The sequence below is a fragment of the Sphingobium sp. DN12 genome (assembly GCF_051058005.1).
GTDB lineage: Bacteria > Pseudomonadota > Alphaproteobacteria > Sphingomonadales > Sphingomonadaceae > Sphingobium > Sphingobium yanoikuyae.
In genome coordinates this window covers 3236341-3261759 of record NZ_CP173717.1, presented here as the reverse complement: position 1 = coordinate 3261759, position 25419 = coordinate 3236341, and the positions used below count along the sequence as shown (strand labels likewise).

Genomic DNA, 25419 nt, shown 5'->3' with positions numbered 1-25419 from the left:
CGCACGTCGGATCAGAAGCGCACGCCCACGCCCATCCAGACACGGGCCGGATCGATCAGATAGCCCGCCGCGTCATAGTTGAGCCGCTTGTCGAGCAGGTTCTGCACACCGGCATGGACGGTGAAGGCGGGCGTGATCTTGTAGGATGCGCCCATGTCCACCACCGTATAGTCGGGCGACACGATATTATTGCCGCTGATCTGCGCCTCGGTGACGGCTTCCTCGCCGCGATAGACGGCGCGCACGAAGGCGGAGAAGCGCTTGTCCGGGCGCCAGTTGAGCGAGGCGCTGGCCTGCTGCTTGGGCGTGTCGTTGAGCGCCGCGCCGATATTGGCGCCGCTCAGCTGTTCCGAATCCGTCAGCGTGCCGGTGGCGTTGAGCCGCAGCGTGTGGGTCAGCGGCACGTCGATCGACACTTCCACGCCGCGCACCCGTGCCTTGTCGACATTGACATAGGTCGTGGGCGGACGGCCGATCGAGCTGAGCGGTTCATCGACGCACCAGGCCCCCGCCACTTCGCAGGTCACGCGCGTGATCTTGTCGTTGAAGCGGGTGTCATAGGCAGTGACGCTGGCGTTGAAGCCGCCACGCGAGAAAAGCAGGGCCGCTTCGAGCGTGCGGGAGGTTTCGGCTTCCAGGTCGGGATTGCCATAGATGGTGCCGCCACGGCTGGTCTGGCCCCAGTCGGGAATGGTCTGGCGCAGGCTCGGCGCGCGGAAGCCCTGCGAATAGCCGCCCTTCAGCGTCAGGGACGGGGTGATGTTCCACACCGCATAGACGCGCGGGGTCCAGTGGACGCCATATTGTTCGTCATGGTCCATGCGGATGCCGCCGGTCAGCGCCAGCCCGTCGAGCAGCTTCAGCTCATTTTCGGCGAACAGCGCCCAGCTGGTGCGGGTGGTGCCGGTGGTGGTCGATCCCGACAAAAGGTTGCCGGTCAGGTCGGACAGATCCTCATAGCGATAGAATCCGCCGACGGTCAGCGTGTTGGACGGCAGCGGGATCACCCACAGGCTCTGGCCGAGCGTGTTCTTGATCCGCTTCTGCGCCTCGACATGTTCGGCATCCTCATATTGCAGATAGGATTCGGAACTGGCGAAGCCCCACTGGCCGCTATGGCTGATCGATGCGACCTTGCGCTTCTGGGTCTGGGTGGTTTCGGTGCCGAGCGGCGCGGTTGCCGACGTTTCGGTCGTCTCGCCGGCAACCTCGATCACCTTCTGCCGATAATAGCCGCCCTCCAGCAGGATCTGGTGGTTGGCGCTGAGGTTGAAGCCCAGTTTGCCGGCCAGGCTGTCATCATGCCGCTCGGGCGTGCCACCGATTTCCGTGTCGCCCTCGCGCCGGTTCATCGATCCCTGCAATTGCAGACCGATGCCGCTGGTCACAGGGCCGGACAGATAGAAATTGCCGTCGGTATAATTGCCGAAATTGTCCGCCAGCTGCATCGTGCCGTTGACGCGCGCGCTGCCGCGCCAATGGTCGCTGATCCGGCGGGTGATGATGTTGACGACGCCGCCCATCGCGTCCGATCCGTAGAGCGAGGACATCGGGCCACGCACCACCTCGATGCGCTCGATCGCTTCGAGCGGCGGCAGCAGGCCACCTTCGCTGACATTGCCGCCATTGGTGCGGGATTCGCGCGACGACAGCCGCTTACCGTCGACCAGGATCAGCGTATATTGCGGCGCCATGCCGCGGATCGAGATGTCGCGGCTATTGCCTTCGCCCGGCGTGACGGTAACGCCGGGGATTTCCATCAGCGCATCGGTCACTTCGCGATAGGGCATGGCGTCCAGCGTCTCGCGGGTGATGACGCTGATCGAGGCTGGCGCGTCGCGCACCTCCTGTTCGCGGCCGGCGGCGGTGACGACGATCTGGTTGGAATCCTGATCGGCCTCGGCGGCCAGTGCCTGTTGTGCGCTGGTCAGCGCGACAAGGGCCGCGGTTGCCCGCAGCATATGGATGGATGGCATGGAAATCCCCTGTTCTGGATAGATGGGCACCCGCCAGCCACCCGGCCGGACGGGCGCCGGAAATCAGTGGTGCGGGCCTGGCCCGATCGGTGGAGCGAATATCATGGCGGGTTCATTTTGCGATCGATTGTCAATTGCAAATGGCCGTTGCCAGAAGCGCGGGGCGGCGCCAAATATCGATATCGGATAAGGCTTATGCGGCCTTGCTATGGGGCAGGGCTGCGCCGCTGCCGCAATGGTCGGCGAACATGTCGCACAGCCAGGCGATGGCCGGGTCGCGATGCGACCGCTCGTTCCACAGCAGCCGATAGCCGAAGGTGCCGACCAGGTCCGGCGCGGGCAGGCAGGCCAGGTCATGGGTCCGGGCGATCGCTTCGGCCGCGCGGGTCGGCAGCGTCATCAGCGCGTCCGATCCCCGGATCATGTGCGGTGCCGCCTGGAAATAGGGCAGGCGGGCGATCACCCGCCGGCGCGGCGCCAGTGTGCCCAGGCGCAGTTCGATCCGGTCGAAGCCGCTGTCGCTGACAACGAAGCTGATATGCGGGCAGGACAGGAAATCCTCGACCGACAGGGATCGGTCGGTCGGATGCGCCGCCAGCTTGTGATGGCGATCGACGACGCAGCTGAACGTTTCGGTGAACAGGAAACGCTCATAGGTCTGGGCCGGATCGGGATCGAGCCCGCTGATGATGAGGTCGATCTCGCCCGCGGTCAGCCGCGCCACCATGTCGCCGGTCAAAGGCACGATGTCGATCGCCGCCAGCGGCGCCGCGCGGCCGATATGCGGCAGGGTCGGTGCCACCACGGCGGCGACGCCGAAATCGGTCGATGCGACGCGGAATCGGCGATCGAGCGTCGCCGGATCGAAACGGGGCGGTTCCAGCAGGCCGGCGGTCGTCGCCAGCCAGTCCTGCAAGGACGGCGCCAGTTCCTCCGCCCGCCGGGTCAGTTCCATGCCGCCGGCGGTCCGCACCAGCAGCGGATCGCCCAGCAGGCTGCGCAACTGCGCCAGCGACCGGCTGACCGACGGCTGGCTGACGCCCAGTTGCTGCGCCGTGCGCGTGACGCTTTTCGTGCGCAGCAACAGGCCCAGTATCACCAGGCTGTTGAGATCGAAATGCACGCCGCCAAGCAAGAGAGACCGGTCCGTTCCTTAAGGATAATGCGGACCATTCTTAACTTCAGGGGTGGTCAGGGTCCAGTCCCGTTGCATTTCCGGACTGTTGCGCGGCGCGATCGGCGCCGATTGACAGGCCCCTCCTCCGGATTTATGAAATAACCTGTATCACATCTTCGTCGATCAAGAGGCTGTGCGTCTGCAATCATTGTGTCCGGGGCAACAGGTGCGACGATGATGAAAGGGATGGGCGCCGTCTGTGCGGCGCTCGACGCCGTGACGGTCGACCCAGCATATAAGGGCCGCGCGGTCTGGATGGGAGGATGCCATGACACGCCGTTTCCGGACGTTGCTTTTCTGCGCCTGCGCGACTCTGCCCACCCTGCCGATCGAGGCCCAGGCGCAGGATAAGGCGCAGGACAGGGCCAGCGTGACCCAGGACATCATCGTCACTGCCCGCCGGACCGAGGAACGGCTGCAGGACGTGCCGATCTCGATCACTGTCTTCAACCAGGAAGAACTGGCCAACCGCAATGTCGTCAATGCGCAGGATCTGGCCGCCTATACCCCCTCGCTGTCCGCCAATGGCAATTTCGGCAGCGAAAATAGCAGTTTCGCCATCCGTGGCTTTGCCCAGGACATCGGCACCGCGCCCTCGGTCGGCGTCTATTTCGCCGATGTGGTCGCGCCGCGCGGCGCCTCCAACGGCCTGCCCTCGGGCGATGGCGCCGGGCCGGGCGCCTTTTTCGACCTGCAGAATGTCCAGATATTGAAGGGGCCACAGGGCACCCTGTTCGGCCGCAACACCACCGGCGGCGCGATCCTGCTGGTGCCGCAGAAGCCGACCGACGAATTTTCCGGCTATGTCGAAGGATCGGTCGGCAATTATGACATGTGGCGCGGCCAGGCGGTGGTCAACGCGCCGCTCGGCGACCGGGCGCGGATGCGCATCGGCGTGGATCGGCAAAAGCGTGATGGCTATATGCGCAACGGCAGCGGCATCGGCCCCGACCGGTTCGGCGATGTCGACTATATCGCGCTGCGCGCCAGCCTGGTCGTCGACCTGACCCCCGATCTCGAAAACTACACCATCGTCTCCTACAGCGATTCCAGCAATAACGGCCCGATCCAGAAGCTGGTTGCGGCCGCGCCGGAGGGGCTGGGCCAGCTCGCTTATGGCCAGTTGCTGCGCCAGGGCAGCGGCTTCTACGACGTCATGCAGTCCCTGGAAGACCCCTATTCCAGAACCGAGCAGTGGCAGGCGATCAACACCACAAGCTGGCAGGCGAGCGACACGCTGACGGTCAAGAATATCGTCAGCTACGCCCAGTTGAAGCAGCGCATGAATGCGCCGCTGTTCGGCACCGATTTCGTCGTCGATTTCGCCGCGATCAATCCCTTCCTCGCCGCGCTGGGCAGCTATCATCTGCCCTTCACCACGGTGACGTCGATTCCGGGCGGCTATACCGCCAACCAGTCGACCTTTACCGAGGAACTGCAATTGCAGGGGCGCTCGGGCGATGACCGGCTCAACTGGCAGGCAGGGGCCTATCTGGAGGTCAGCGAACCGCTGGGCATGAGCGGCAGCCAGTCGCCTTTCCTCGCGTCCTGCACCGATTCCGCCACCCTGCAATGCACCGATCCGCTGGGCTTCCTGTCCAATCTCGATCCGACCATCCCGGCGTTTGCCAAGCCGATCCATGCCGGCACCGTCAATTACACGGCGGGGCGCACCAATTTCCACAATGTCGGCCTCTATGCGCAGGCGACCTATGCGCTGACCGATCAACTGAAACTGACCGGCGGCTTCCGCTACACCTGGGATCATTCGCGCAATGTCAGCGACCAGCGCACCTATATCGTCGCCTATCCGCCGCAATATGGCGCCTTCAATCCGGCCGCGGCCTATCGCTGCACCAATCCGCAGGCGGCGGCGACCAATTGCGTGTCGCATTATTATCAGTCGTCGGAAAAGCCGACCTGGCTGGTCGACCTGGATTACAACCCGACCCAGGACATATTGCTCTACGCCAAATATGCGCGCGGCTATCGCGCCGGTACGATCGTCCCCAATATCACCGCGCCGCTCAACATCGTCGAGCCGGAGAAGGTGGACAGCTATGAGCTGGGCCTCAAGACCAGCTTTGGCGGGGCGCTGCGCGGCACCTTCAACCTGGCCGGCTTCTACAATGATTTTTCCAACCAGCAATTGCAGGTCGGCTTCAATGCGCGGCCGCTGTCGGGGCAGGCGTCCACCGCCGCGCCGGTCAATGCCGGCAAGTCGGAGATATGGGGGGTGGAGGCGGATGCCTCGCTGACCCCGTTCCAGGGACTGGTGCTGACCGGCGGCTACAGCTATCTGCGCACCAAGATCAAATCGGTGCCCGATTTCTCCAGCTTCAATGACCCCAATTATATCCTGGCCGCGCCGTTTCAGCCGGGCGATCCCGAAGTGCTGTCGCCGCGCCACAAGGTCACGGTCAGCGGCACCTACACCCTGCCGCTGGACGAGGAGAAGATCGGCCGCATCTCCTTCGGCGCGACCTTCACCCATCGGTCCTCGATGCTGGTCAACTATACCGACCGTACCAATCCCGATCCGTCGATCGCCGCGCTCAGCACGCTGGCGCCACTCGATCTGCTGAACCTCAACGCCAGCTGGAACAATATCGCCGGCGCGCCCATCGACCTCAGCCTGTTCATGACCAATGTGACCAAGGAAAAATATTACAGCTTCATCGCCGGGCTGGGATCACCCAGCGTCAATTTCGAGACGGCGACGCTGGGCGAGCCGCAAATGTATGGCGCGCGCCTGCGCTTCCGCTTCGGCGGATAAACGGGCACCGGCGACTGCGAAAATTGATCCATGTCTAGGACGGCGCTTCCGGCGGCTGATAGGTTGCATGGCAATCAAGCGGAGTCGGTTCGATGGACGTGATCACGGATGCTGCCTATCTGTTTCGCCGGTCGCGCGACGAGACGCGCAAAGCCGACGAAGCCCGCGAACGCGGCGACGCGGTGTGCGTGATTGCTGCGCACAATGAACTGGCGCTGCGCTACAAGGTTCGCGCCCTGTCGCTGTCCAGTGGCGCGGTCCCCTGCATCGATGCGACCGGGCGGCGATCGGCTTAATCCTGTTCGCCCTGCAGGCTGATGCGGCCGGGTTTCAGCCCCGGCGCGCTGACCTGTAGCGTGATCGCGCCCGGCTTGCCGGTGCCGCGCAGGAAGGCGACCGCCTTGCCGCCCACCGCCGCGCGCTGTGGTGAGGAAAAGGCGGTGTGATCGGTGACGCTGCCATTGTCGAAGGCGACGACGCGGCCCGGCCCCGATACCGTCGCGTTCAGCAGCGGCGTGGCGCCGGGCACCAGCACGCCTCTGGCATCCACCACCTCGGCCCGCACCGCGACGACATCGTCGAAGCCGCCGCCGACCGCCTTGGCCTCCGGCACCAGCCGGATCGCGGCCGGCGCACCGGCGCTGCGCAGCATGTCTTCTGCCACCTTCGCGCCGCCGCGATAGCCGACCGCGCGCAGTTCGCCCGGCGCATAGTCGACGTCCCATGTGATCGCGCTGTCGTCCGCGTTGCGCGGCTTGCGGCCCAGTGACTTGCCGTTGAGGAACAGCTCGACCGCGTCGCTATTGCTGTAGACCTCGACCTTTTCCTTGTGCGCGGCGCGATTGTCGGGCGACCAGTCGGTCAGCGCGCCCGGCCCCTTGGGCTGGGGCAGGGCGATGCCGACCATGGTCGGCATTTCGCTGATGTCGATCACTTCGGTCACGCGCCGGGCCAGCTTCACGACCGGCTTGTCCGACCACCAGCTCGCCCGTTCCCAGCCGATCGGCTTCACCCCGTCGACCCGGTCGACCAGCCCCGACGGGTTGCTGATCGCCGGCCAGCCCGCCCGGTCCGCCTCGCCCAGATAATCGACGCCGGTCCACAGGAACATGCCGGCATAGGCCGGGTCGTCCCGCACCACGAGCCAGCTTGACCGGTTCTTGCTGTTTTCGGTGCCGATGATCTTGCGGCTGGGCTTGTCGGCATGGGCCTTGGCCAGTTCCTTCTCGCGATAATTCTGGCCCACCACGTCCAGCAGGTCGGCGGTGCCATTGTCATAATCATGGGTGGTGTTGGGGCGGAACAGCGCCATCGTCACCGGCCGGGTCGGATCTTCGGCATGGAAGATGTCCTGCAAGCGGGTGATGATCGACTGCGCCACCAGCGGATAGGGCGTGTCGTGAATCTCGTTGCCGATCGACCAGATGACGATGCTGGGATGGTTGCGATCGCGCCGCACGAAATCGCGCGCATCGATCGACGACCAGTCGGTGAAATAGAGATGATAATCCTGCGGATTCTTCGCCACCGTCCACATGTCGAAGCCCTCGTTCATGACGATCAGGCCCAGCCGGTCGCACAGGTCGAGAAATTCGGGCGAGAAGGGATGATGGGCGGTGCGCACCGCATTGACGCCCAGCGCCATCAGCCCCTTGAGCCGCCGTTCATAGACGGCCAGCGGCACTGCCATGCCGAACGGTCCGCCATCGGCATGGATGGCCACGCCCTTCAGCTTGATGTTGCGGCCATTGAGCCAGAAGCCGCTCGCCGCCTCGAACCGGGCATCGCGAATGCCGAAGGGGACGCGCTCCTCATAAAGCAGCCGCCCGTCGGTCGCGCGCACGCGCAGCAGCGCCTGGTGCATCGCCGAGTCGCCAATGTCCCAGCGGCGCGGATTGGCGAGCGTGCCGGTGACATCCATCTGGGTCGCGCGCCCGGCGGGCAGGCTGATGCTCTGGCCGGTGAAGGTCGCGATGCTGCGGCCGTCCGGCCCCTCGATCACCGCCTCCAGCCGCGCCTCGACCGGGGCGCTGCCCTGGTTCATCACGCTGCTGCCGATGGTCAGGTCCGCGCTCTTCGCGTCCAGCTTCGCCACGCGCACCGTGCTGCCCCATGTTTCGGCATGGACATCGCCCAGGGTGAGGATGCGGACATGGCGATAGATGCCGCCGCCCGCATACCAGCGCGAGGCTGGCTGGGCGGAGGTGTCGGCGCGCACCGCCAGCACATTCTCCTGTCCGGCGGGTTTCAAATGCTGGGTGACCTCGTAGCGGAAGCTGGCATAGCCGCTCGGCCGATGGCCGACATGCTGGCCGTTGATCCATACGCCCGACCGCTCCATGATGCCGTCGAATTCGACGAAGACGCGCTGGCCGGCGCTGGCGGGCGGCAGGGTGAAATGCTTGCGATACCAGGCGACACCGGTGGGCAGGAAGCCGCCCGATCCGGTCGCTGGCGCATGTTCGTCGAACGGTCCGGCAATCGCCCAGTCATGCGGCAGGTCGACCGGCTGCCAGCCTGCATCGGCAAAGCCGGGCTGTTCGGCGGTCGCGACATCGCCCTGATGGAAGCGCCAGCCCGCATCGAAATTCTGCGCGCCGGTCGGCTGGGCAAAGGTGGGGGCGGGCAGGGCGATCAATAGCGCCAGCGCCAGGCCGGCGGCACTCCGCCCGATCATCCTGCGCATCCGTGCGGTCCGTCCCGTCGCCATATCGGCCCCCTCTCCAGAATATGTCCACTATGTGGCGCTATGGCGCCCTATGTGGGTATATGGCTACAGGAGTGGCGGGCCGATGCCAAGCGGCTTTGCTGGCCCTGCGGGCGGGCGGCGACGCGACAGTCAAATCTCCTACGAAGTTCACAGTGTCGTGCGCGGATTCGGTCGAAATGCGCCGCAAACGCCCCCATGACGCGCCTGCCACGCGACAGCGACGCGTCGGTTGGGTCATGATGCGGGTCGTCCCGACGCGTCGCCGACGCGACATCCAGGCGACAGCGAAGCGACAGATTGGCGCCGCTGATGCACGTGAACGCGGGGAGGCATGGAGGAGGCGGACCATCCCACAGGATAGATCAGAGAAAGGCCGAGTAGGAAAGCCGATGGCCGGAAGCGTCCCGAAGCGGACCTGTTCCCCCTCCCGCAGGCGGGAGGGGTTGATGGGAGGCGCGTGACTCCCATCAAGGGGGTGGGCTGGACGTCGCGATAGCCCACCCCGCTGCGACTAACGCGCTGCGCGCGCAAGTCTCGCTACCCCTCCCGTTTACGGGAGGGGAATGGCAGGAAACCACCCATTTCGGACCTGAAGGGGCTCGTTGAGCCGGGTAATTGTCCCCTTTCAGCGCACCTTGAAACTATATGTGCCGCTGACCGGCTGATGATCATTGCCCATCACCGTCCATTGAAGATCATAGCTGCCGGTCGGCAAGGCGCGGGGCAGGGTGATGACCAGGCCCTTGCCGTCGGCGGCCGCGGCGGTGGTGAAGCCCTTGATCGGCATCGGCGGATGATCGGCCATGCCCGGCATGCCGGTCATGGTGAGCGTGATGCTGCTATGATCGGCCTGCAGCGTCTCGGAAAAGCCCAGGGTCAGCCGGGTCGGCTTGGCGACGCTGGCATTGGCGGCGGGGCTGGCGGCAACGAGCTGTGGTTTGGCGAAGGCAGCGCCGGGCAGGGCGGTGAGGGCAAAGGCTGCGGCGATCAGGGGCAGGCGGGGCATAGGGAACTCCGGAAAAATGCGCGTCTTGCAGGGGAATACGCATTGTCCTGTCGCATCCCTCACCCCTCACGCTATTTTGTGCGAGGGATGGGCCGGCCGGATGCGTATCGTCAGGCAGGACATGAAGGACGGGACGATGGACGATCTGGATGACATGCTGGCCGGACTGCGCGACGCGCCGGCGGCGGCGCGCTTCGACGGGCTGGAGGCGGCGGTGATGCAGGGGCTGGACCGCCGCCGCGAACGCAGCGTCGCGCGGCGCAGCCTGATGCTGGCCGGCGTGATGGCGATCGGCATCGGCTGGATCGGCAGTAGCGTGCCCGCGCAGCCGGCGCAGGCCGCTCCCGGCCCGCTGCTGATCGGCATGTCCGACTATGCGCCCTCGCGCCTGCTGGAGCGATAGATATGGGCAAACGCTATTGGCTGGTGGCGCTGGTCGCCTTTGCCGCGGCGCTGGCCGCCGTGCTGGTTGCGCGCACCTGGCTCGCGCCCGTGCCGCCGGTGGAGAATGAGGTTCATGCCCTGCTCCATGATCGGCTGACGCTGGACGCCGGCCAGAAGCAGCGCATCGCCGATCTGGAAGCCGCCTTCGCCCAGCGCAAGGCGGCGCTCGACGCGGAAATGCGCGCCGACAATCAGCGGTTGGCCGCCGCGATTGCCGCCGAACATGGCTATGGCCCGCGCGTCGCCCAGGCGGTCGACCGGTCGCACCAGGCGATGGGCGAATTGCAGAAGGAAACATTGAAGCACATCTTCGCGATGCGCGGCGTGCTGCGCCCCGATCAGGCCGCGCTGTTCGACGCGGCGGTGGTCAAGGCGCTGACCCAGCCTGTCGGGTGATAGCCGACGATCCTGATGATGCCACGCTAGCGGCGCAGGCGCTGGCCGGGCGGCAGGCCGCCTATGGCGCGCTGATGCGGCGGCACCGCGATGCCGTCTATCGGCTGGCGCGTGGCCATGTCGGCGATGCCGACGCGGCAATGGACATCGTGCAGGAAAGCTTCGTCGCCGCCTTCGCCTCGCTCGCCCGCTATGATGGGCGCCGGCCCTTTCGCGGCTGGATCGCGCGGATCACGATCAACAAATGCCATGACTGGGCGCGCCGCCGTGCCGTCCGTCGCTTCTTCAGCTTCGCCCGGCCGATCGAGGACGCCGCCCATGTCGCTGATGTCGCGCCCGATCCCGAACAGGCGGCCCAGTCCCGCGCCGGCGTCGCCCGGATCGAGGCGGCGGTAGCGGCGCTGCCGGTGGCGCTGCGCGAGGTGGTTTTGCTGCGCGGGATCGAGGGCATGAGCCAGGCCGAGGTCGCGCAGATATTGGGCGTCACCGAAAAGGCGGTGGAAACCCGCCTCTACCGCGCCCGCCGGCAATTGCAGGAGATGTTGAGGGAAAGCGACGGCGCGCGCGTATAGAGCAGCATGACCGATCTGCCTTCCCTCCCTCTCGACCGCCGCAGCCTGATCCGGGGCGGCGCCGCGCTTGCACTGGCGCAGGCCTTGCCCGGCTGGGCCGCCACCGGCACGCAGGGCGTTGCCCAGGGCGCGCTGTCGGGCGAGACGATCGCGCTCGGCATCGGCGACGGGCATTTTGCGACCGGCGGCCGATCGGCCCATGCGATCAGCGTCAATGGCGGCACGCCCGCCCCGCTCATCCGCCTGCGCGAGGGACAGAGTGTCAACATCGCCGTCACCAACCGGTTGAAGGAGGATAGCTCGATCCACTGGCACGGGCTGATCCTGCCCTTCCAGATGGACGGCGTACCGGGCATCAGCTTCCCCGGCATCGCGCCGGGCGAAACCTTCATTTATCGCTTCCCGGTGCGGCAGGCGGGCACCTACTGGTATCATAGCCATTCGGGCATGCAGGAGGCGATGGGCCTTTACGGGCCGATCATCATCGATCCCGCCGGCGCCGATCCGGTGGCCTATGACCGGGAACATGTGATCCTGCTCGCCGACTGGAGCCCGGTTCATCCGCACAGGTTGCTGCAACGGCTCAAGCAGATGGGCGGCTATTACAACATGCAGCGCCAGACGCTGGCGGGGTTGCTGGCGGGGAAGGATCAGGGCCTCAAGGACCGGATCGACTGGGGCGCGATGCGCATGGACCCGACCGATATTTCCGACGTCACCGGCGCGACCTACAGCTATCTGGTGAACGGCATGGGCACGGCCGAAAATTGGACCGGCCTGTTCGCGCCGGGGGAGCGGGTACGGCTGCGCATCATCAACGCGTCGGCGATGACCAATTTCAATATCCGCCTGCCCGGCCTGCCGATGACCGTCGTCCAGTGCGACGGGCAGGATGTCCAGCCGGTCGAGACCGACGAGTTCCAGATCGGCATTGCCGAAACCTATGACGTGATCGTCCAGCCCGGCGAGGCCAAGCCCTATGCGCTGATTGCCGAGGCGATCGACCGGTCGGGGCTGGTCCGCGCCACCTTGGCGCCGCAGATCGGCATGGTCGCGCCGGTGCCGGATCGACGCGCCCGGCCGCTGCTGGGCATGAAGGATATGGGCATGGACATGGGCGGCATGGACATGGGCCATGGCGGCGTGATCGACCTCAGCCAGCCGGCCAATGACGCCATGACGGGGCATAGCATGAAGATGCGCGACAAGTCGGTCGCGCCGGGCGTGAAAATGGGGCCGGGCGTTGCCACCCTGTCGCCGATGCCGGCCGATCGCACCGCTGACCGGCCGACGGGGCTGGAGGATGTCGACCATCGGGTGCTGACCTATGCCGATCTGCGGTCGCTGACGCCGAACACGGACCTGCGCACGCCGACCCGGTCGCTCGACATCCACCTGACCGCGAACATGGAACGCTATATGTGGTCGTTCGATGGGGTGAAGCTGTCGGAAGGGGCCGAGCCGATCGCCTTCCGTCATATGGAACGGGTGCGCGTGACCCTGATCAACGACACGATGATGCCGCATCCCATCCATCTGCATGGTCATTTCTTCGAACTGGTGACCGGCGAGGCTGCGCATAATCCGCGCAAGCATACGGTGAATGTGCTGCCGGGCGGCAAGCTCAGCTTCGACCTTACCGCCGATGCGCTGGGCGACTGGGCGTTCCATTGTCATATGCTGATGCACATGCATGCCGGGATGATGCGGGTCGTAACGGTGCGCCATGGGGAGGATGCGGCATGAGGCTGCTCGCGCTCCTGCTGCTCGCCGCCGCTGCGCCGGTGCAGGCCCAGACGATGGACCACAGCCAGATGGACCATGGCGCGATGGGCCACAGCATGCCCACCACCGACGCCGCCATCCCGCAAGGCACGGCCCCGGCGGTGCCGACCGACCATGCCGCCGACGCGCTCTATGACCCCGCCGTCATGGCCCGCGCCCGCGCGGCGATGATCGCGGAAGGGGGCGGCATGACCTATTCGCAATGGATGCTCGATCGGCTGGAATATCGCGCCGGCAAGGGCGCGGATCGCTATGCCTGGGAGGGCGAAGGCTGGATCGGCGGCGACATCAACCGCTTCGCGGTCAAGAGCGAAGGCGAGGGGACGTTCGGCGGATCGCTCGAACGGGCCGAGGTGCAGGCGCTCTACAGCCGGGCGATCGACCCCTGGTTCAACCTGCAGGCGGGCGTGCGGCAGGATTTCGGCGAAGGGCCGGACCGCAGCTATGCGGTGATCGGCATCGATGGCCTGGCGCCTTACTGGTTCGAGGTCGGGGCCGAAGCCTTTCTGTCGACCAGGGGCGACGCCCATCTGCGGCTAGAGGCGAGCTATGACCAGCGTATCACCCAGCGACTGATCCTGCAGCCCGCCGCCGAGTTCAATCTGGCGGCGCAGGATGTGCCCGAACTGGGGATCGGCGCCGGCCCGTCCGATATCGAGCTGGGGCTGCGGCTGCGCTACGAGATCGCGCGCGAGTTCGCGCCCTATGTCGGCGTGCATTGGGAACGCAAGCTCGGCGATACGGCCGACCATGCCCGTGCCGCCGGCGATAAGCCATCCGCCACCAGCCTGGTCATCGGCCTGCGCGCCTGGTTTTGAGACCGGCTTGCAGCCCGCCTGATATTCGATTATCGATCCCGCCGATCCCGCGCCGTAGGGCCTGGGATCATGATCGCGCCGGTGTCCCGAAAGGGGCTTAATAGGGAACACGGTACGGATGGTTCACCATCCCAAGCCGAGGCTGTCCCTGCAACTGTAAGCGGTGAGCGCGATGTACATGTGCGGACGGCAGAGTGCCCGATCCGCCAGCCACTGGGCCGGACGCTAAATCCTGCGAGGCCTGGGAAGGCCGTGCATCAAGCGATGACCCGTGAGCCAGGAGACCTGCCGGCGTCTGGTCGCTCTTGCCTTGGTCCAGGGGATGGCCGCGGCACGGTACCTTCCGTCTGAGCGACGAACGAGCGGCTGGGGCCGCTGCGACGACGCGCGTCGGTTGCCCTTGGGCGCCCGGCCGGCGCGTGTGTCGGACGTTCGCGCGCGTGCCGCTCGTGAAGGTTGCCCCCGCCCGTCGAACGCGGCGCCAGATGGGGGAATAAATGAAGTCCAATATCGTTTCACGGGCCGCACTGGCCCTTTCGCTTGCCATCGCATCGCCGGCTCTGGCTGACGAAGGAGAAGGCGACAGCATCGTCGTCACCGGCACCAGCCTGGAAGAGACGCTGCCGCAGCAGCTGTCGCGTTATGGCCATGCGATCGAGATCGTCACCGACACGCAGATCCGCGATGCCGCCGCGATCGACACTGCCCGCGCGCTCGAAGCGGTGCCGGGCCTGTTCATCCGGTCGCAGTCCGGGCCGTTCAGCTATGTCGACATTGCGCTTCAGGGTTCGCGCACCAAGGATGTGCTGTGGACGATGGACGGCATCCGCCTCAACAACCGCCTCTATGGCGGCACGTCGCCCAACGACACCATGGCCGCCAGCATGATCGAGCGGATCGAGGTGCTGAAAGGCGGCGAAAGCCTGTTCTACGGCACCCAGGCGGCGGCCGGCGTGATCAATGTCGTCACCCGCGATTTCAGCGATGCTCTGGGCGGCCAGGTCAATGCCAGTCTCGACAGTTTTGCCGGCACCAGCCTGGACGGCTATCTACGCGGCGCGATCGGCCAGCATCGCTTCGTGGTCTGGGCCAATCGCAGCCAGTCGGACGGCTATCGTCCCTATGATGTGATGCAGCCCAGCGCGACCGATCGCGCGCGCGGCTATGACCTCTGGTCGGCGGGCATCAAATATCAATATGATATCGCGCCGGACCTGCGCCTCAACGCGCTCTACCAGCATACCAAGGCCGATCTCGACAATATCAGCGCGACGCGGACGAAGGAGAGCCGCAACGACCGCAATGAGGAAGTGGCCAGCCTGCGCCTCGACTATACCGGCGAGGATGGGGTGCAATTCTTCCTCAAGGGCTATTTCCACGACTGGAAGACCGCCTATGTCCAGATCCGCAATCCCATTCCAGCCGGCCCGCCGCAGGTCATCTACCCGGCCGGCACTTTCTGGGGCTATCAGGATTATGGCGGCAGCGCAGTGGTGCAGCTCAACATGCTGCGCGGCATCGACACGCTGATCGGCTATGATTTCCAGAGCTTCAACGGCCGCGACGACGTCCTGCTGATCGCGCCGACCGATGAACAGGTCCATGCCGGCATCTTCCAGCTGCGCACCAATGACGAATTGTCGAGCAAGGCGCGGATCGCCGCTGGCCTGCGCTACAACAAGGCGAAGGGATCGGAAAAGACGATCTGGAACGTGTCGGGCCGCTATGATGTCAGCGACGCCCTGTTCGTGGAGGCCAATGGCGGCACCTCCTTCGTGCTGCCCGACGCCTCGCAGCTTTATGGCAATGATCCCTGTTGCGAGGTCGGCAACCCGAACCTGAAGCCCGAGGAGAGCCTGAACCTCAACGCCGCGCTAGGCGGCGCGCTGGCCGGCGGGGCGATCCGGTGGAAAGCGACCTATTTCAACCGGCGCATCACCGACCTGATCGACACGACCTATGATGATCCCGCCTTTCCGGAAGGCACCTATATCAACGTCAGCGACAAGGTGCGGGCCAGGGGCGCCGAACTGGAGCTGAACGCCGACCTGACCGGCGGCTGGGGCCTGTCTGCCAGCTACACCTATTCGCGCGTCCGCAATCAGGGCAGTTCGGTGCAGCGCGATCGCAATCCGGAACAATATGGCCGCGCCGCGATCGTCTATGCGCCGGAAACGGGCCGCTTCGGCGCCAATCTGTCGGCCAATTGGGTGGGCGATGTCTGGTCGACCGCGTCGGGCTTTGGCCGGATGAACTATGGCAATTATGCCGTGGTCGATGCGGGCGCGCATCTGTGGCTGGACCAGGCGCGGCGCAACCGGTTCGGCGTCAATGTCGAAAATCTGTTCGACAGGGATTATGCCACGACGGGCTATCGCTCGGCGGTCAGCGATGCAGGGGTATTGGACGGCAGCAACAGCCGCTTCCTCTACTTCTACCGGGGCGTGCCGCGCACGCTGCGGGTCAGCTATGGCCTGAGCTTCTGATCATGTTGCGGCCGGTCCTGCTGCTGCATCGCTGGCTGGGCATCATCATCGGCGCCGTCATGACGCTGTGGTGCCTGTCCGGCTTCGTGATGCTTTATGTCGACTATCCGCGCCTGACACCGGCCGCGCAGCTTGGGGGGCTCACGCCCCTCACGCTGTCGCCGGGGCAGGCGGGGGCATTGCCCGACACCATGATGCTGTCCGCCGCCCGGATCGAGATGATGGCCGGGCGGCCCGTGCTGCGGGTGACGCCCGCGCTCGATCCGACGCGCACCATCCCGCAGATGCGGATATTCGCCGGCACCCATGACTGGGCGTCGGGGAAACCGGTCGAGCAGGTCGATCCGCAAAATATCCACAGGATCGCGACCGAGTTCGGCCGCAACAGCGCCATCGCCGGCCCGGTCGGGCAGGTCGCGCAAACGGAGATGGACCAGTGGACGGTCCAGACCTTCCGCCGCAATGCGCCGCTCTACCGTGTCGATTATGCCGATGCGGCCGGGACGCAGGCCTATGTCTCGGGCAAGAGCGGGGAGGTGGTGCAGCTGACCACCCGCTTCCAGCGCTTCTGGGGCTGGCTCGGCGCGGTGCCGCACTGGCTCTATCCCACGATCCTGCGGCAGGATGGCGCGCTTTGGAGCCAGGTCGTCATCTGGACCTCGCTGATCGGCTGCTTCCTGACGATCACCGGCCTGTGGGTCGGCATCGCCCGGCTGCGCCGCCGCCGCGATGGCAGCATCGGATCGCCCTATCGCGGCCTGTGGTGGTGGCATCATATGGCCGGGCTATTCTTCGGCATAGTGACGCTGACCTGGGTGGCGAGCGGGCTGTTGTCGATGAATCCCTGGGGGCTGCTGGACAGCGAGGCGATGATGACGCAGCGCCAGCGGCTGAACGGCGACTTTGCCTGGGGCGATGCGCGCCGGGCGATCGCGGCGCTGCCTGCCTTGCCGACGGGTATCGTCCGGCTGGAGGCGGTGCCCTTTGCCGGTGCCGTCCATCTGGTGGCGATCGATCGCGCGGGCAAGGCGCAACGCTTCGACGCTGCTGGCCGGCCCGCTTCCCTCTCCGAAGCGGCTTTGCGCGCCGCGCTCCATGACGGTCCACCGATCGCCTCGCTCGACCTGCTGCGCCAGGAAGACGCTTATTATTATGGTCACAAGGCCAGCGTCGCCCTGCCGGTGTGGCGCGTCATCCTGGCCGATGAGCAGGCGACACGCCTCTATGTCGATCCCGCGTCCGGCCGTCTGATCCGCGCCTTCGACCGCAATGGCCGCGCCTTCCGCTGGTTGCAGGACGGGCTGCACCGGCTCGACTTCCCGCTGCTGCGCACCCGTCCCTGGTGGGATCTGATCGTCCTGCCGCTGCTCGCCATGGTCACGCTCGTTTGCGGGACGGGGACGTGGATGGGCCTTTCCAAGCTGCGGCGCGACCTACGCCGCGTCCGCAATCGCCGTCGGCGCGCCCGCGCCGTGCGGCCCCTGATCGGAGAAACCGCATGACTGCCCCCCCTTTGCAGGCGTCGCTTCGGCGACGCAGCGTGCCGCTGATCGCGGCGCTCGTTATTGCCAATCTGGCCGTCTGGGGCTGGGCCTTCGCCCTGTGCGGTGATCGCCCGGTGATGATGGGCACGGCCCTGCTCGCCTGGGGCCTTGGCCTGCGCCATGCGGTCGATGCCGATCATATCGCCGCGATCGACAATGTGACGCGCAAGCTGATGCAGGATGGGCAGAGGCCGCTGACCGTGGGCCTGTGGTTCGCGATCGGCCATAGCGCGATCGTGCTGATCGCCGCGCTGGGCCTCGCCTATGCGGTCAGTGCGCTGGCCGGGCTGGAGCGGTTCCGCGCCGCCGGCGGCGTGGTGGCGACGCTGATTTCCGCCACCTTCCTGTTCGCCATCGCGATCATGAACCTCGTGATCCTGCGCCAGGTCTGGGCGACCTTCCGCCGCGTGCAGGCGGGCGGCAGCTATGTCGAGGCGGATCTCGACATGCTGACCGGCGGGCGCGGGCCGCTGTCGCGCCTGTTCCGTCCGGTCTTCCGCCTGATCTCGCGCCCCTGGCAGATGGCGCCGCTCGGCTTCCTCTTTGGCCTGGGCTTCGACACCGCGACCGAAGTCGCGATCCTCGGCCTGTCCGCCGCGCAGGCGAGTGACGGCTTCGCGCTCGGCCCGGTGCTGGTGCTGCCCCTGCTGTTCGCCGCCGGCATGGCGCTGGTCGATACGGTCGACGGCATGCTGATGATGGGCGCCTATCAATGGGCGTTCGTGAAGCCGCTGCGCAAGCTCTACTATAATATCGTCATCACCGCCCTGTCGGCGGCGGTGGCGATCGGCATCGGCACGATCGAGACGCTGGCGCTGCTGGGCGACAAGCTGGGGCTCTCCGGCGGCATCTGGGATGTCGCCGCGACGCTGGGCGAGCATTTCAACGATCTGGGCTTTGCGATCATCGGCCTGTTCATCGCCTGCTGGATCGCCAGCGCGCTCTTCTATCGCTGGAAGGGCTATGACGCGATCGAACTGACCCCGGCCGGGGAAGTGCGGGCTTAGCCTATTCCGTTCGGGCTGAGCTTCGGTTTCGCCCAGCCCGAACGGCAGTTTTTACCCCTCGCGCGCGACCTGGAAGCCGGCGAAGGACTGGCTGACCGGCATCAGTTCCAGCGTGTTGATGTTGAGATGCGCGGGCTGGTTCGCGACCCAGAGCAGGGTGGCGGCGATATCCTCCGCCGTCATCGGATTGGCATTGCCGTAAAGCGTGTCGGACGCCTTTTGGCTGCCGGTGCGGACCAGCGTGAATTCGGTCTCCACCATCCCCGGCTCGATCGATGTGACGCGCACGCCGGTCCCGTGCAGGTCCGACCGCAGGCCGAGCGAGAATTGGCGCACGAACGCCTTGGTGCCGCCATAGACATTGCCGCCGGCATAGGGATAGGTCGCCGCCACCGAACTCAGATTGATGATCCCGCCCTTGCGCGCGACCAGGCCGGGCAGCAGCTTGTGGGTGACGGTGACGAGGCCGGTGATGTTGGTCTCGATCATCTGCTGCCACTGGGCAAGGTCGGCCGACTGGGCCGGCGCGGTGCCGAGCGCCAGGCCGGCATTGTTGACCAGCATGTCGATCGCGCGGAAGGCTTCGGGCAGGCTGGCCAGCGCCGCATCGATCGCGGCCTCGTCGCGCATGTCGAACACCAGTGGGCAGAAGGCGTCACCGATTTCGGCGGCCAGCTTTTCCAGCCGATCGGCGCGACGGCCGGTGCCGATCACCTGCCAGCCATCGGCGGCAAAGGCGCGGACGGCGGCTTCGCCGATGCCGGCGGTCGCGCCGGTGATGAGGACGGTCTTGGTCATGGGGCGCTCCTGTCTTTTGTCGTCAGCCCAATAGCGAGATCAGGCGGCCCCGCCCAGCGCCTTCACCAGCGCGACGCTGGCGCGCATCCGCTGGGTCTGCGCGATCAGAACCGCGCGCTGGGCGTCGAGCGCATCGGTCTGGGCCGTCACTACCTCCAGATAGTCAGACGCACCGTCGCGATAGCGGGTCAGCGCCAGATCGCTGGTGCGCTGGGCAGCATCGGCGGCGCTGCGCTGATGGCCGATCTGGTCGGACAGGTGATGATTGGCGGCAACCGCATCCTCGACCTGGCGGAAGGCGGTGAGCACCGTGTCACGATAGCCGGCGGCCAGTTCCTCATATTCGGCACGCGACATCTTCACCTGTGCGCGACGCTTGCCGCCGTCGAACAGGTTGAGCAGCGCCGATGCCGGGCCCAGGCCCCAGAAGCTGTTGGGGGTGGAGAACAGGTCGCCATGGGTGGTTTCCCATCCGCCGGTGAGGCCCAGCGTCAGCGTCGGGAAGAAAGCCGCCTTGGCGACGCCGATGCGCGCATTGGCGGCAAACATGCGCCGTTCGGCCGCGGCGATGTCGGGCCGACGCTCCAGCAGTTGCGAGGGCGCGCCGGTCGGCACGTCCGGGGCGGCGAGCGGCTGGGTGCGGGCGGCGATGCTGAAGTCTGACGCGATCGCGCCGACCAGCGCGGCGATCTCATGCTCGGTCGCGGCGCGCTCGTTGGCGATGGCTGAGATGTCCGCCTTCGCATTGTCCAGCACCGTCTTGGCGCGATTGACGTCGATGCCCGACGACACGCCGCCCTTGTGGCGCCGGTCGGTCAGGTCATAGGCCTTGCCGAAGGCTTCGACCGTCTGGTGCAGCAGTTCCGCCTGCGCATCCAGCCCGCGCAGCCGCGCATAGGCGTCGGCGACGGCGGCCTGCAGGCTGAGCCGGGCGGAGGCGAGGTCGGCATTGCTGGCGTCGGCATCGGCCCGCGCCGCCGTCACGCTGTTGCGGATGCGGCCCCACAGGTCGAGTTCATAGTCGAGGCTGCCGCCCACCACATAGTCATTATAGGTGACGGCGCTGCCATTGCCCTGGAATCGGTTGCCCGACACGCGGCGCCGGCCGGCATCGGCGCCGGCACTGATCTGCGGGAACAGATCGGCATTTTCCACCCGCGCGGCGGCGCGCGCCTGGTCATAGCGGGCGAGCGCAGCAGCCAAAGTCGGGCTGGCCTGCGCGGCGCGGGTTTCCAGGTCATTGAGGATGGGATCGTTGAACGCCTCCCACCAATTGCCGCGCGGCGTCGCGTCGGCCGGCTGGGCGGCGGTCCAGCCGGCCACTTCCTTATATTCGGCGGGGGCGCTGGTCTGGGGCGGCTGATAGGCCGGCGCCATCGAGCAGCCGGCCAGCAAGACCGCAGCCAATGTCACGCCCGCGCCGCCGATCCGGTGGTCAGCGCGCATGCGTCGCACCCTTTCCGCCGGCGGGCGCCGACGCCTGCACCTTCACCATGTCACCGGTGCGGATCGCGTCGGGCGGGGTGTCGACGATCCGGTCATTGGGGCTGACGCCGCTGGCGATCTGCACCGTGGCGCCCTCGTCGCGCGAAATGGCGACTGACTTCATCGTCACGCGATTGTCTGCGCCCACCACGGCGACGCTGGGGCCGTTGTTGCTGTAGAGGATCGCGCTGCCCGGCAGGGTCATGCCATTGCCCTGGCCGGCGCCGACCTTGAAGCTGACCTGGGCGAAGGCACCCGGTTTCAATGCGCCGTCGGGATTTTCCGCCTGCAACTGGACCAGCACGGCACCCGACTGCGCATCGACCGCGCCTGAACTGCTGGTCAGGGTCGCGTTGAAGCTGCGGCCGGGATATTCGGGCAGGGTCAGGGTCGCGCCCATGCCCGGCCGGACCGAAGCCGAATAGCCCTGCGGCACGCGGACATAGATGCGCATGCGATGGATGTCGGACACGGTGAACAAAGGCTGGGCGGCGGCATTACCGGATACCACCAGCGCGCCGATCTGGGCCGAGCGGCTGGTGACGACGCCGTCGAACGGCGCGGCGAGGCGGGTGAAGCCCTGCTGGGCCTTCAGCCGCTTGACGTTGGCGAGCGCCGCGTTGGAGACGGCGGTGCGGGCGGCGAGATCGCCGGCCTTCTCGTCGGCCTCCTGCCGCGAGACGGCGTCCTGCGCCAGCATCGCGCTCCAGCGCTTCGAGGTGGTTTCGGCGAGGCGCTGGTTGGCCAGCGCGGTCTGATAATCGGCCTGCGCGGCGGCGACCTGCTGGTCGAGATCGGGTGCATCGAGCACGGCGAGCGGTTGGCCCGCGCGCACCCGGTCGCCGATATCGGCCAGCCAGCGGCGGACATAGCCATTGGTGCGGGCATAGATGGCGGCGCTGTTATAGGCCTGCACATTGCCGGGCAGGACCAGGTCGTTGCCCTCGCCATTCATCGTCGGCTTCACCACCGCGACGGTCGGCACCGATGCGTCGGCGGCGGTTTCGCGCAGTTCGTTGGTGGCGCTGATGCGCGAGGCGACGCCCACGCCGACCACGGCGAGCGCGACCACCGCCGCGCCGATGCCGATCTTCTTCAGCGTGCCGCTGTCGGGGCCGGCCTGCTCGGGATTTTCGATGCTGTTATGGTCAGACATGGCTCGGCTGCATTTCCATGTTGTTGGCCTTCGCAGCCTTGCGGCTATGGACGAAGGCGAAGACGGTGGGGACGAAGAAGAGGGTGGCGATGGTGGCGCAGATCAGGCCGCCGACGACGGCGCGGCCCAGCGGGGCATTTTGTTCGCCGCCTTCGCCCAGGCCGAGCGCCATGGGGCCCATGCCGATGATCATGGCGAGCGCGGTCATCAGCACCGGGCGGAAGCGGACCATGCCGGCCTCCAGCGCGGCCTTGGTCGCGTCGCCCAGTTCGGCGAGCCGTTCGCGGGCGAAGCTGACGACCAGGATCGAGTTGGCCGTCGCCACACCCATGCACATGATCGCGCCGGTCAGCGCCGGCACCGACAAAGTGGTGCCGGTCATGAACAGCATCCAGATGATGCCGGCCAGCGCCGCGGGCAGGGCGGTGATGATGACGAACGGGTCGACCCAGCTCTGGAAGTTGACGACGATCAGCAGGTAGATGAGCACGATCGCGCCGGCGAGGCCGAAGCCAAGGCCCGAGAAGGCGGTGTTCATCGTCGCATATTGGCCGCGAATGGTGATGGTGGCGCCCTTGGGCTCCTCCGCCTTCAGCGACTTGATCGCCCGGTCGATGTCGCCCGCCACCGCGCCCAGGTCACGGCCCTGCGTGGTCGCGAAGATGTCGAGCACCGGCGCGATATTATAGTGCGACACGACCGGCACGGTGTTGGAGCGGACGATGGTGGCCAGGCCGCCCAGCGGCTGAACCGCGCTGGCGCCCGCACCCGAAACCGGGACGTTGGACAGGTCGCTCATCGACCCGACCAGATATTCGGGTGCCTGCGCGACGACTGGATATTGGACGCCGTTCTGCGGGTTCACGAAGAAGACCGGCGCGGTCTGCGAGGTGCCGGCCAGCGAGCTGGCAAGGCTGGTGGTCACGTCGCGTTCGGTCAGGCCATATTGGCCGACGCGGGAGCGATCGACATCGACGTCCAGCTGCGGCGCACGGCCGGGCTGCTGGATGCGGGCGTCGGCCAGGCCCGGAATGGTCGAGATCTTCGCGAGCAGCTTCTGCGCATAGGCGCGGTTCGCCTCCGCATCCTTGCCCGCGATCTGGATGTCGATCGGCGCGGGCGCGCCGAAGTTCAGGATCTGGCTGGTGATGTCGGCGGGCAGGAAGGCGAAGGTCGTGCCGGGGAAGCGGCGCGGCAGTTTACGGCGCAGCTGCGAGACGAACTCGTCGGTCGGACGATGGCCCTTGTTGAGCGCGATCAGCATGTCGCCGTCCTGCGGACCGATGGTGCCGCTATTATTGTAGACGGTGTTGATGGAGCTGACCGGCAGGCCGATATTGTCGGTGATCGATCCCAGCTGGTCGGCCGGGATGATCTTGCGCACTTCGCGTCCGATCTGGTCGAAGCGGGCGGCCGTATCCTCGATCCGGGCGCCGACCGGCACGCGGATATGCATGGCGATCTGACCGGAATCGACCGACGGGAAGAAGTTGCTGCCCAGGAACGGCAGCAGTCCGAAGGACAGGACGACAACCGCCATGAAGCCGATCAGGAAGGGCTTGCGGGCGCCCAGCGCGCGGTGAAGCATCCCGACATAGGATGTGCGGACCTTCTCGAACCGATATTCAAAGCCGCGCTGGAAGCGGACGAGCGGGTTCCTGGACGTCGCGGTGCCGGCCAGATGCTCGTCCTCGTCACCGACATGGTGTGGTTTCAGCAGATACATCGCCATGGTCGGCACCAGCGTGCGCGACAGGATGAAGGACGCGATCATTGCGAACACCACCGACAGCGCCATCGGCACGAACAGGAAGCCGGCGACGCCGGGCAGGAAGAACATCGGCACGAACACGATGCAGATGCAGAGCAGCGAGACGAAGGCCGGCGTGACGATCTGTGCCGCGCCGTCCAGGATCGCCTCGATCACGCCCTTGCCCTGTTCCAGGTGCCAGTTGATATTCTCGATCGTCACGGTCGCGTCGTCGACCAGGATGCCAACCGCCAGCGCGAGGCCGCCCAGCGTCATGACGTTGAGGGTCTGGCCGAACATCGCCAGCGCCGCGATCGCGGCCAGAATGGCGAGCGGGATCGACAGCGCGATGATGACGGTCGAACGCCAGCTGCCCAGGAACAGCAGGATCATCAGCGAGGTGAGGGCGGCGGCGATCGCGCCTTCATGGATGACGCCCTCGACCGCGGCCTTCACGAACAGCGACTGGTCGCCGATCGGCAGGATCTTGAGCGTGTCGGGCAGGGTAGCCGAAATCTTCGGCAGAGCCTGCTTCACCCCGTCGACGATGGCGAGGGTGGAGGTGCTGCCATTTTTGAGCACGGTCAGCAGGGCCGAACGGCTGCCTTCCACATGGACGATATTCTGCTGCGGACCGGCGCCGTCGCGGACATAGGCGACATCGCGCATATAGATGGTCGCGCCGTTCACCACCTTGACCGGCAGGTCGTTGAGCGCGGCGATCGATTCCGGCGCATTGTTCAGGCGGACGCTATATTGGGTCGCGCCGATCTTGACGAAGCCGGCCGGGTTGATCTGGTTCTGCGCGGCGATGGCGTTGCCGACATCCTGCGCCGACAGTCCCTTTGACTGGAGCGCCAGAGGATTGAGGTCGATCTGCACCTGGCGCTGCTTGCCGCCCGAGGGGAAGGGCATGGCGAGGCCGGGGATCGTCACCAGCTGCGGCCGGATCTGGTTCTGGCCAAGGTCGAACAATTGCTGTTCCGACAGGCCCTTGCCCGACAAAGCGAGCTGCAGGATCGGCACCGTCGACGCGCTATAGTTCAGGATCAGCGGCGGGGTGACGCCCGGTGGCATCTGGCGCAGCACGGTCTGCGAGATCGACGTCACCTGCGCGGTGGCGGTGCGGATGTCGGCGCCGGGCTGGAAATAGATCTTGATGACGCCAATGCCCTGCAGCGACTGGCTTTCAATATGTTCGATATCGTTGACCGTGGTGGTCAGCACCCGCTCATAGGGGCCGACGATGCGGCCCGACATGTCCTCGGGCGACAGGCCGGCATATTGGAAGGCGACCGCGATCACCGGGATGCGGATATTGGGGAACATGTCGACCGGGGTGCGCGCGGCGGACAGGATACCCACGATCGCGATCAGGATCGCCATGACAATGAAGGTCAGCGGGCGATGCAGGGCAACCTTGACGATACCGATCATTCACGACTCCCGGCGCATCTCCCGGCGGAACGATGCCGGGGTGCGAAAATTTGGCGCCTCTCCAGAAGGAATGCCCTTATTTTACGGGTTCTGCAG

General features: G+C 66.3%; 18 protein-coding genes and 1 riboswitch. Of the genes, 10 read left to right on the top strand and 8 right to left on the bottom strand.

All coding sequences use genetic code 11. The annotated features are described in order from the left end of the window. Nucleotides 1-11: 11 nt before the first annotated feature. Both ACI6S0_RS15215 and ACI6S0_RS15210 read right to left on the bottom strand, forming a co-directional pair. The gene (locus ACI6S0_RS15215) at nt 12-1976 is read right to left on the bottom strand and encodes a TonB-dependent receptor domain-containing protein (RefSeq protein WP_434403600.1); all 1965 of its coding nucleotides are present in this window, start codon (nt 1974-1976) and stop codon (nt 12-14) included. 193 nt (nt 1977-2169) lie between these two features. After that, a complete protein-coding gene (locus ACI6S0_RS15210; RefSeq protein WP_434403599.1) occupies nt 2170-3099 on the bottom strand; it encodes a LysR family transcriptional regulator in 930 nt (309 codons plus the stop codon). Between the two features lie 322 nt (nt 3100-3421). On the opposite strand from ACI6S0_RS15210, the gene ACI6S0_RS15205 reads away from it, so the two are divergent. Next, nucleotides 3422-5929 carry a TonB-dependent receptor gene (locus ACI6S0_RS15205; RefSeq protein ID WP_434403598.1) on the top strand — a complete coding sequence of 836 codons (2508 nt, stop codon included), beginning with the start codon at nt 3422-3424 and terminating at the stop codon, nt 5927-5929. 92 nt (nt 5930-6021) lie between these two features. Then, entirely contained in the window at nt 6022-6225 is a 204-nt protein-coding gene (locus ACI6S0_RS15200; RefSeq protein ID WP_004208544.1) for a hypothetical protein, read from the top strand. On the opposite strand, the gene ACI6S0_RS15195 is transcribed toward ACI6S0_RS15200, so the two are convergent. Next, on the bottom strand, nt 6222-8606 hold the full coding sequence (locus tag ACI6S0_RS15195; RefSeq protein ID WP_434403597.1) for a glycoside hydrolase family 2 TIM barrel-domain containing protein: 2385 nt from the start codon (nt 8604-8606) through the stop codon (nt 6222-6224). The two genes, ACI6S0_RS15200 and ACI6S0_RS15195, sit on opposite strands and share 4 nt — an antisense overlap. Before the next feature lie 658 nt (nt 8607-9264). Then, the gene (gene copC / locus ACI6S0_RS15190; protein ID WP_099232476.1) at nt 9265-9645 is read right to left on the bottom strand and encodes a copper homeostasis periplasmic binding protein CopC; all 381 of its coding nucleotides are present in this window, start codon (nt 9643-9645) and stop codon (nt 9265-9267) included. Between the two features lie 100 nt (nt 9646-9745). Between copC and ACI6S0_RS15185 the strand changes: the two genes are divergently transcribed. The 8 genes from ACI6S0_RS15185 to ACI6S0_RS15150 all read left to right on the top strand — a co-directional run bounded on the left by ACI6S0_RS15185 (nt 9746) and on the right by ACI6S0_RS15150 (nt 18697). Next, on the top strand, nt 9746-10048 hold the full coding sequence (locus ACI6S0_RS15185) for a hypothetical protein (protein ID WP_017500954.1): 303 nt from the start codon (nt 9746-9748) through the stop codon (nt 10046-10048). Nucleotides 10049-10050: 2 nt separating this feature from the next. Then, a complete protein-coding gene (locus ACI6S0_RS15180; RefSeq protein ID WP_434403596.1) occupies nt 10051-10485 on the top strand; it encodes a periplasmic heavy metal sensor in 435 nt (144 codons plus the stop codon). After that, on the top strand, nt 10482-11057 hold the full coding sequence (locus tag ACI6S0_RS15175) for an RNA polymerase sigma factor (protein WP_434403595.1): 576 nt from the start codon (nt 10482-10484) through the stop codon (nt 11055-11057). The genes ACI6S0_RS15180 and ACI6S0_RS15175 overlap by 4 nt, the downstream gene beginning before the upstream one ends. A 6-nt stretch (nt 11058-11063) precedes the next feature. Continuing rightward, on the top strand, nt 11064-12803 hold the full coding sequence (locus ACI6S0_RS15170) for a copper resistance system multicopper oxidase (protein ID WP_434403594.1): 1740 nt from the start codon (nt 11064-11066) through the stop codon (nt 12801-12803). Beyond that, on the top strand, nt 12800-13660 hold the full coding sequence (locus ACI6S0_RS15165) for a copper resistance protein B (RefSeq protein ID WP_434403592.1): 861 nt from the start codon (nt 12800-12802) through the stop codon (nt 13658-13660). Before ACI6S0_RS15170 ends, ACI6S0_RS15165 begins: the two co-directional genes overlap by 4 nt. Nucleotides 13661-13722: 62 nt before the next feature. Further along, nucleotides 13723-13967: riboswitch (cobalamin riboswitch) on the top strand. A 190-nt stretch (nt 13968-14157) separates the two neighbouring features. Next, nucleotides 14158-16146, top strand: a complete 1989-nt coding sequence (locus ACI6S0_RS15160) for a TonB-dependent receptor plug domain-containing protein (RefSeq protein WP_434403590.1) — start codon at nt 14158-14160, stop codon at nt 16144-16146. A 2-nt stretch (nt 16147-16148) separates the two neighbouring features. Then, nucleotides 16149-17648 (top strand): PepSY domain-containing protein, encoded by a 1500-nt coding sequence (locus ACI6S0_RS15155; protein ID WP_434403589.1) that lies wholly within the window; start codon nt 16149-16151, stop codon nt 17646-17648. Then, the gene (locus ACI6S0_RS15150; protein WP_434403588.1) at nt 17645-18697 is read left to right on the top strand and encodes a HoxN/HupN/NixA family nickel/cobalt transporter; all 1053 of its coding nucleotides are present in this window, start codon (nt 17645-17647) and stop codon (nt 18695-18697) included. The genes ACI6S0_RS15155 and ACI6S0_RS15150 overlap by 4 nt, the downstream gene beginning before the upstream one ends. A gap of 51 nt (nt 18698-18748) precedes the next feature. On the opposite strand, the gene ACI6S0_RS15145 is transcribed toward ACI6S0_RS15150, so the two are convergent. From ACI6S0_RS15145 to ACI6S0_RS15130, 4 genes are read right to left on the bottom strand one after another with little or no spacing between them, the layout of a single operon-like run. Continuing rightward, a complete protein-coding gene (locus tag ACI6S0_RS15145) occupies nt 18749-19495 on the bottom strand; it encodes an SDR family NAD(P)-dependent oxidoreductase (RefSeq protein WP_434403587.1) in 747 nt (248 codons plus the stop codon). Between the two features lie 39 nt (nt 19496-19534). Next, entirely contained in the window at nt 19535-20941 is a 1407-nt protein-coding gene (locus ACI6S0_RS15140) for an efflux transporter outer membrane subunit (protein ID WP_434403585.1), read from the bottom strand. Further along, nucleotides 20931-22136, bottom strand: coding sequence for an efflux RND transporter periplasmic adaptor subunit (locus tag ACI6S0_RS15135; RefSeq protein WP_434403584.1), 1206 nt, complete (start codon nt 22134-22136; stop codon nt 20931-20933). Before ACI6S0_RS15135 ends, ACI6S0_RS15140 begins: the two co-directional genes overlap by 11 nt. Then, nucleotides 22129-25323, bottom strand: a complete 3195-nt coding sequence (locus ACI6S0_RS15130) for an efflux RND transporter permease subunit (protein WP_434403583.1) — start codon at nt 25321-25323, stop codon at nt 22129-22131. Before ACI6S0_RS15130 ends, ACI6S0_RS15135 begins: the two co-directional genes overlap by 8 nt. Between the last annotated feature and the right edge of the window lie 96 nt (nt 25324-25419).

Bases quoted from the DNA above. Each gene is read 5' to 3' on its own strand.
- ACI6S0_RS15170 (WP_434403594.1), top strand. From the start codon at position 11,064: ATGACCGATCTGCCTTCCCTCCCTCTCGACCGCCGCAGCCTGATCCGG.
- ACI6S0_RS15155 (WP_434403589.1), top strand. From the start codon at position 16,149: ATGTTGCGGCCGGTCCTGCTGCTGCATCGCTGGCTGGGCATCATCATC.
- copC (WP_099232476.1), bottom strand. From the start codon at position 9,645: ATGCCCCGCCTGCCCCTGATCGCCGCAGCCTTTGCCCTCACCGCCCTG.
- ACI6S0_RS15160 (WP_434403590.1), top strand. From the start codon at position 14,158: ATGAAGTCCAATATCGTTTCACGGGCCGCACTGGCCCTTTCGCTTGCC.
- ACI6S0_RS15215 (WP_434403600.1), bottom strand. From the start codon at position 1,976: ATGCCATCCATCCATATGCTGCGGGCAACCGCGGCCCTTGTCGCGCTG.
- ACI6S0_RS15130 (WP_434403583.1), bottom strand. From the start codon at position 25,323: ATGATCGGTATCGTCAAGGTTGCCCTGCATCGCCCGCTGACCTTCATT.
- ACI6S0_RS15145 (WP_434403587.1), bottom strand. From the start codon at position 19,495: ATGACCAAGACCGTCCTCATCACCGGCGCGACCGCCGGCATCGGCGAA.
- ACI6S0_RS15135 (WP_434403584.1), bottom strand. From the start codon at position 22,136: ATGTCTGACCATAACAGCATCGAAAATCCCGAGCAGGCCGGCCCCGAC.
- ACI6S0_RS15165 (WP_434403592.1), top strand. From the start codon at position 12,800: ATGAGGCTGCTCGCGCTCCTGCTGCTCGCCGCCGCTGCGCCGGTGCAG.
- ACI6S0_RS15205 (WP_434403598.1), top strand. From the start codon at position 3,422: ATGACACGCCGTTTCCGGACGTTGCTTTTCTGCGCCTGCGCGACTCTG.
- ACI6S0_RS15180 (WP_434403596.1), top strand. From the start codon at position 10,051: ATGGGCAAACGCTATTGGCTGGTGGCGCTGGTCGCCTTTGCCGCGGCG.
- ACI6S0_RS15200 (WP_004208544.1), top strand. From the start codon at position 6,022: ATGGACGTGATCACGGATGCTGCCTATCTGTTTCGCCGGTCGCGCGAC.
- ACI6S0_RS15185 (WP_017500954.1), top strand. From the start codon at position 9,746: ATGCGTATCGTCAGGCAGGACATGAAGGACGGGACGATGGACGATCTG.
- ACI6S0_RS15140 (WP_434403585.1), bottom strand. From the start codon at position 20,941: ATGCGCGCTGACCACCGGATCGGCGGCGCGGGCGTGACATTGGCTGCG.
- ACI6S0_RS15150 (WP_434403588.1), top strand. From the start codon at position 17,645: ATGACTGCCCCCCCTTTGCAGGCGTCGCTTCGGCGACGCAGCGTGCCG.
- ACI6S0_RS15195 (WP_434403597.1), bottom strand. From the start codon at position 8,606: ATGATCGGGCGGAGTGCCGCCGGCCTGGCGCTGGCGCTATTGATCGCC.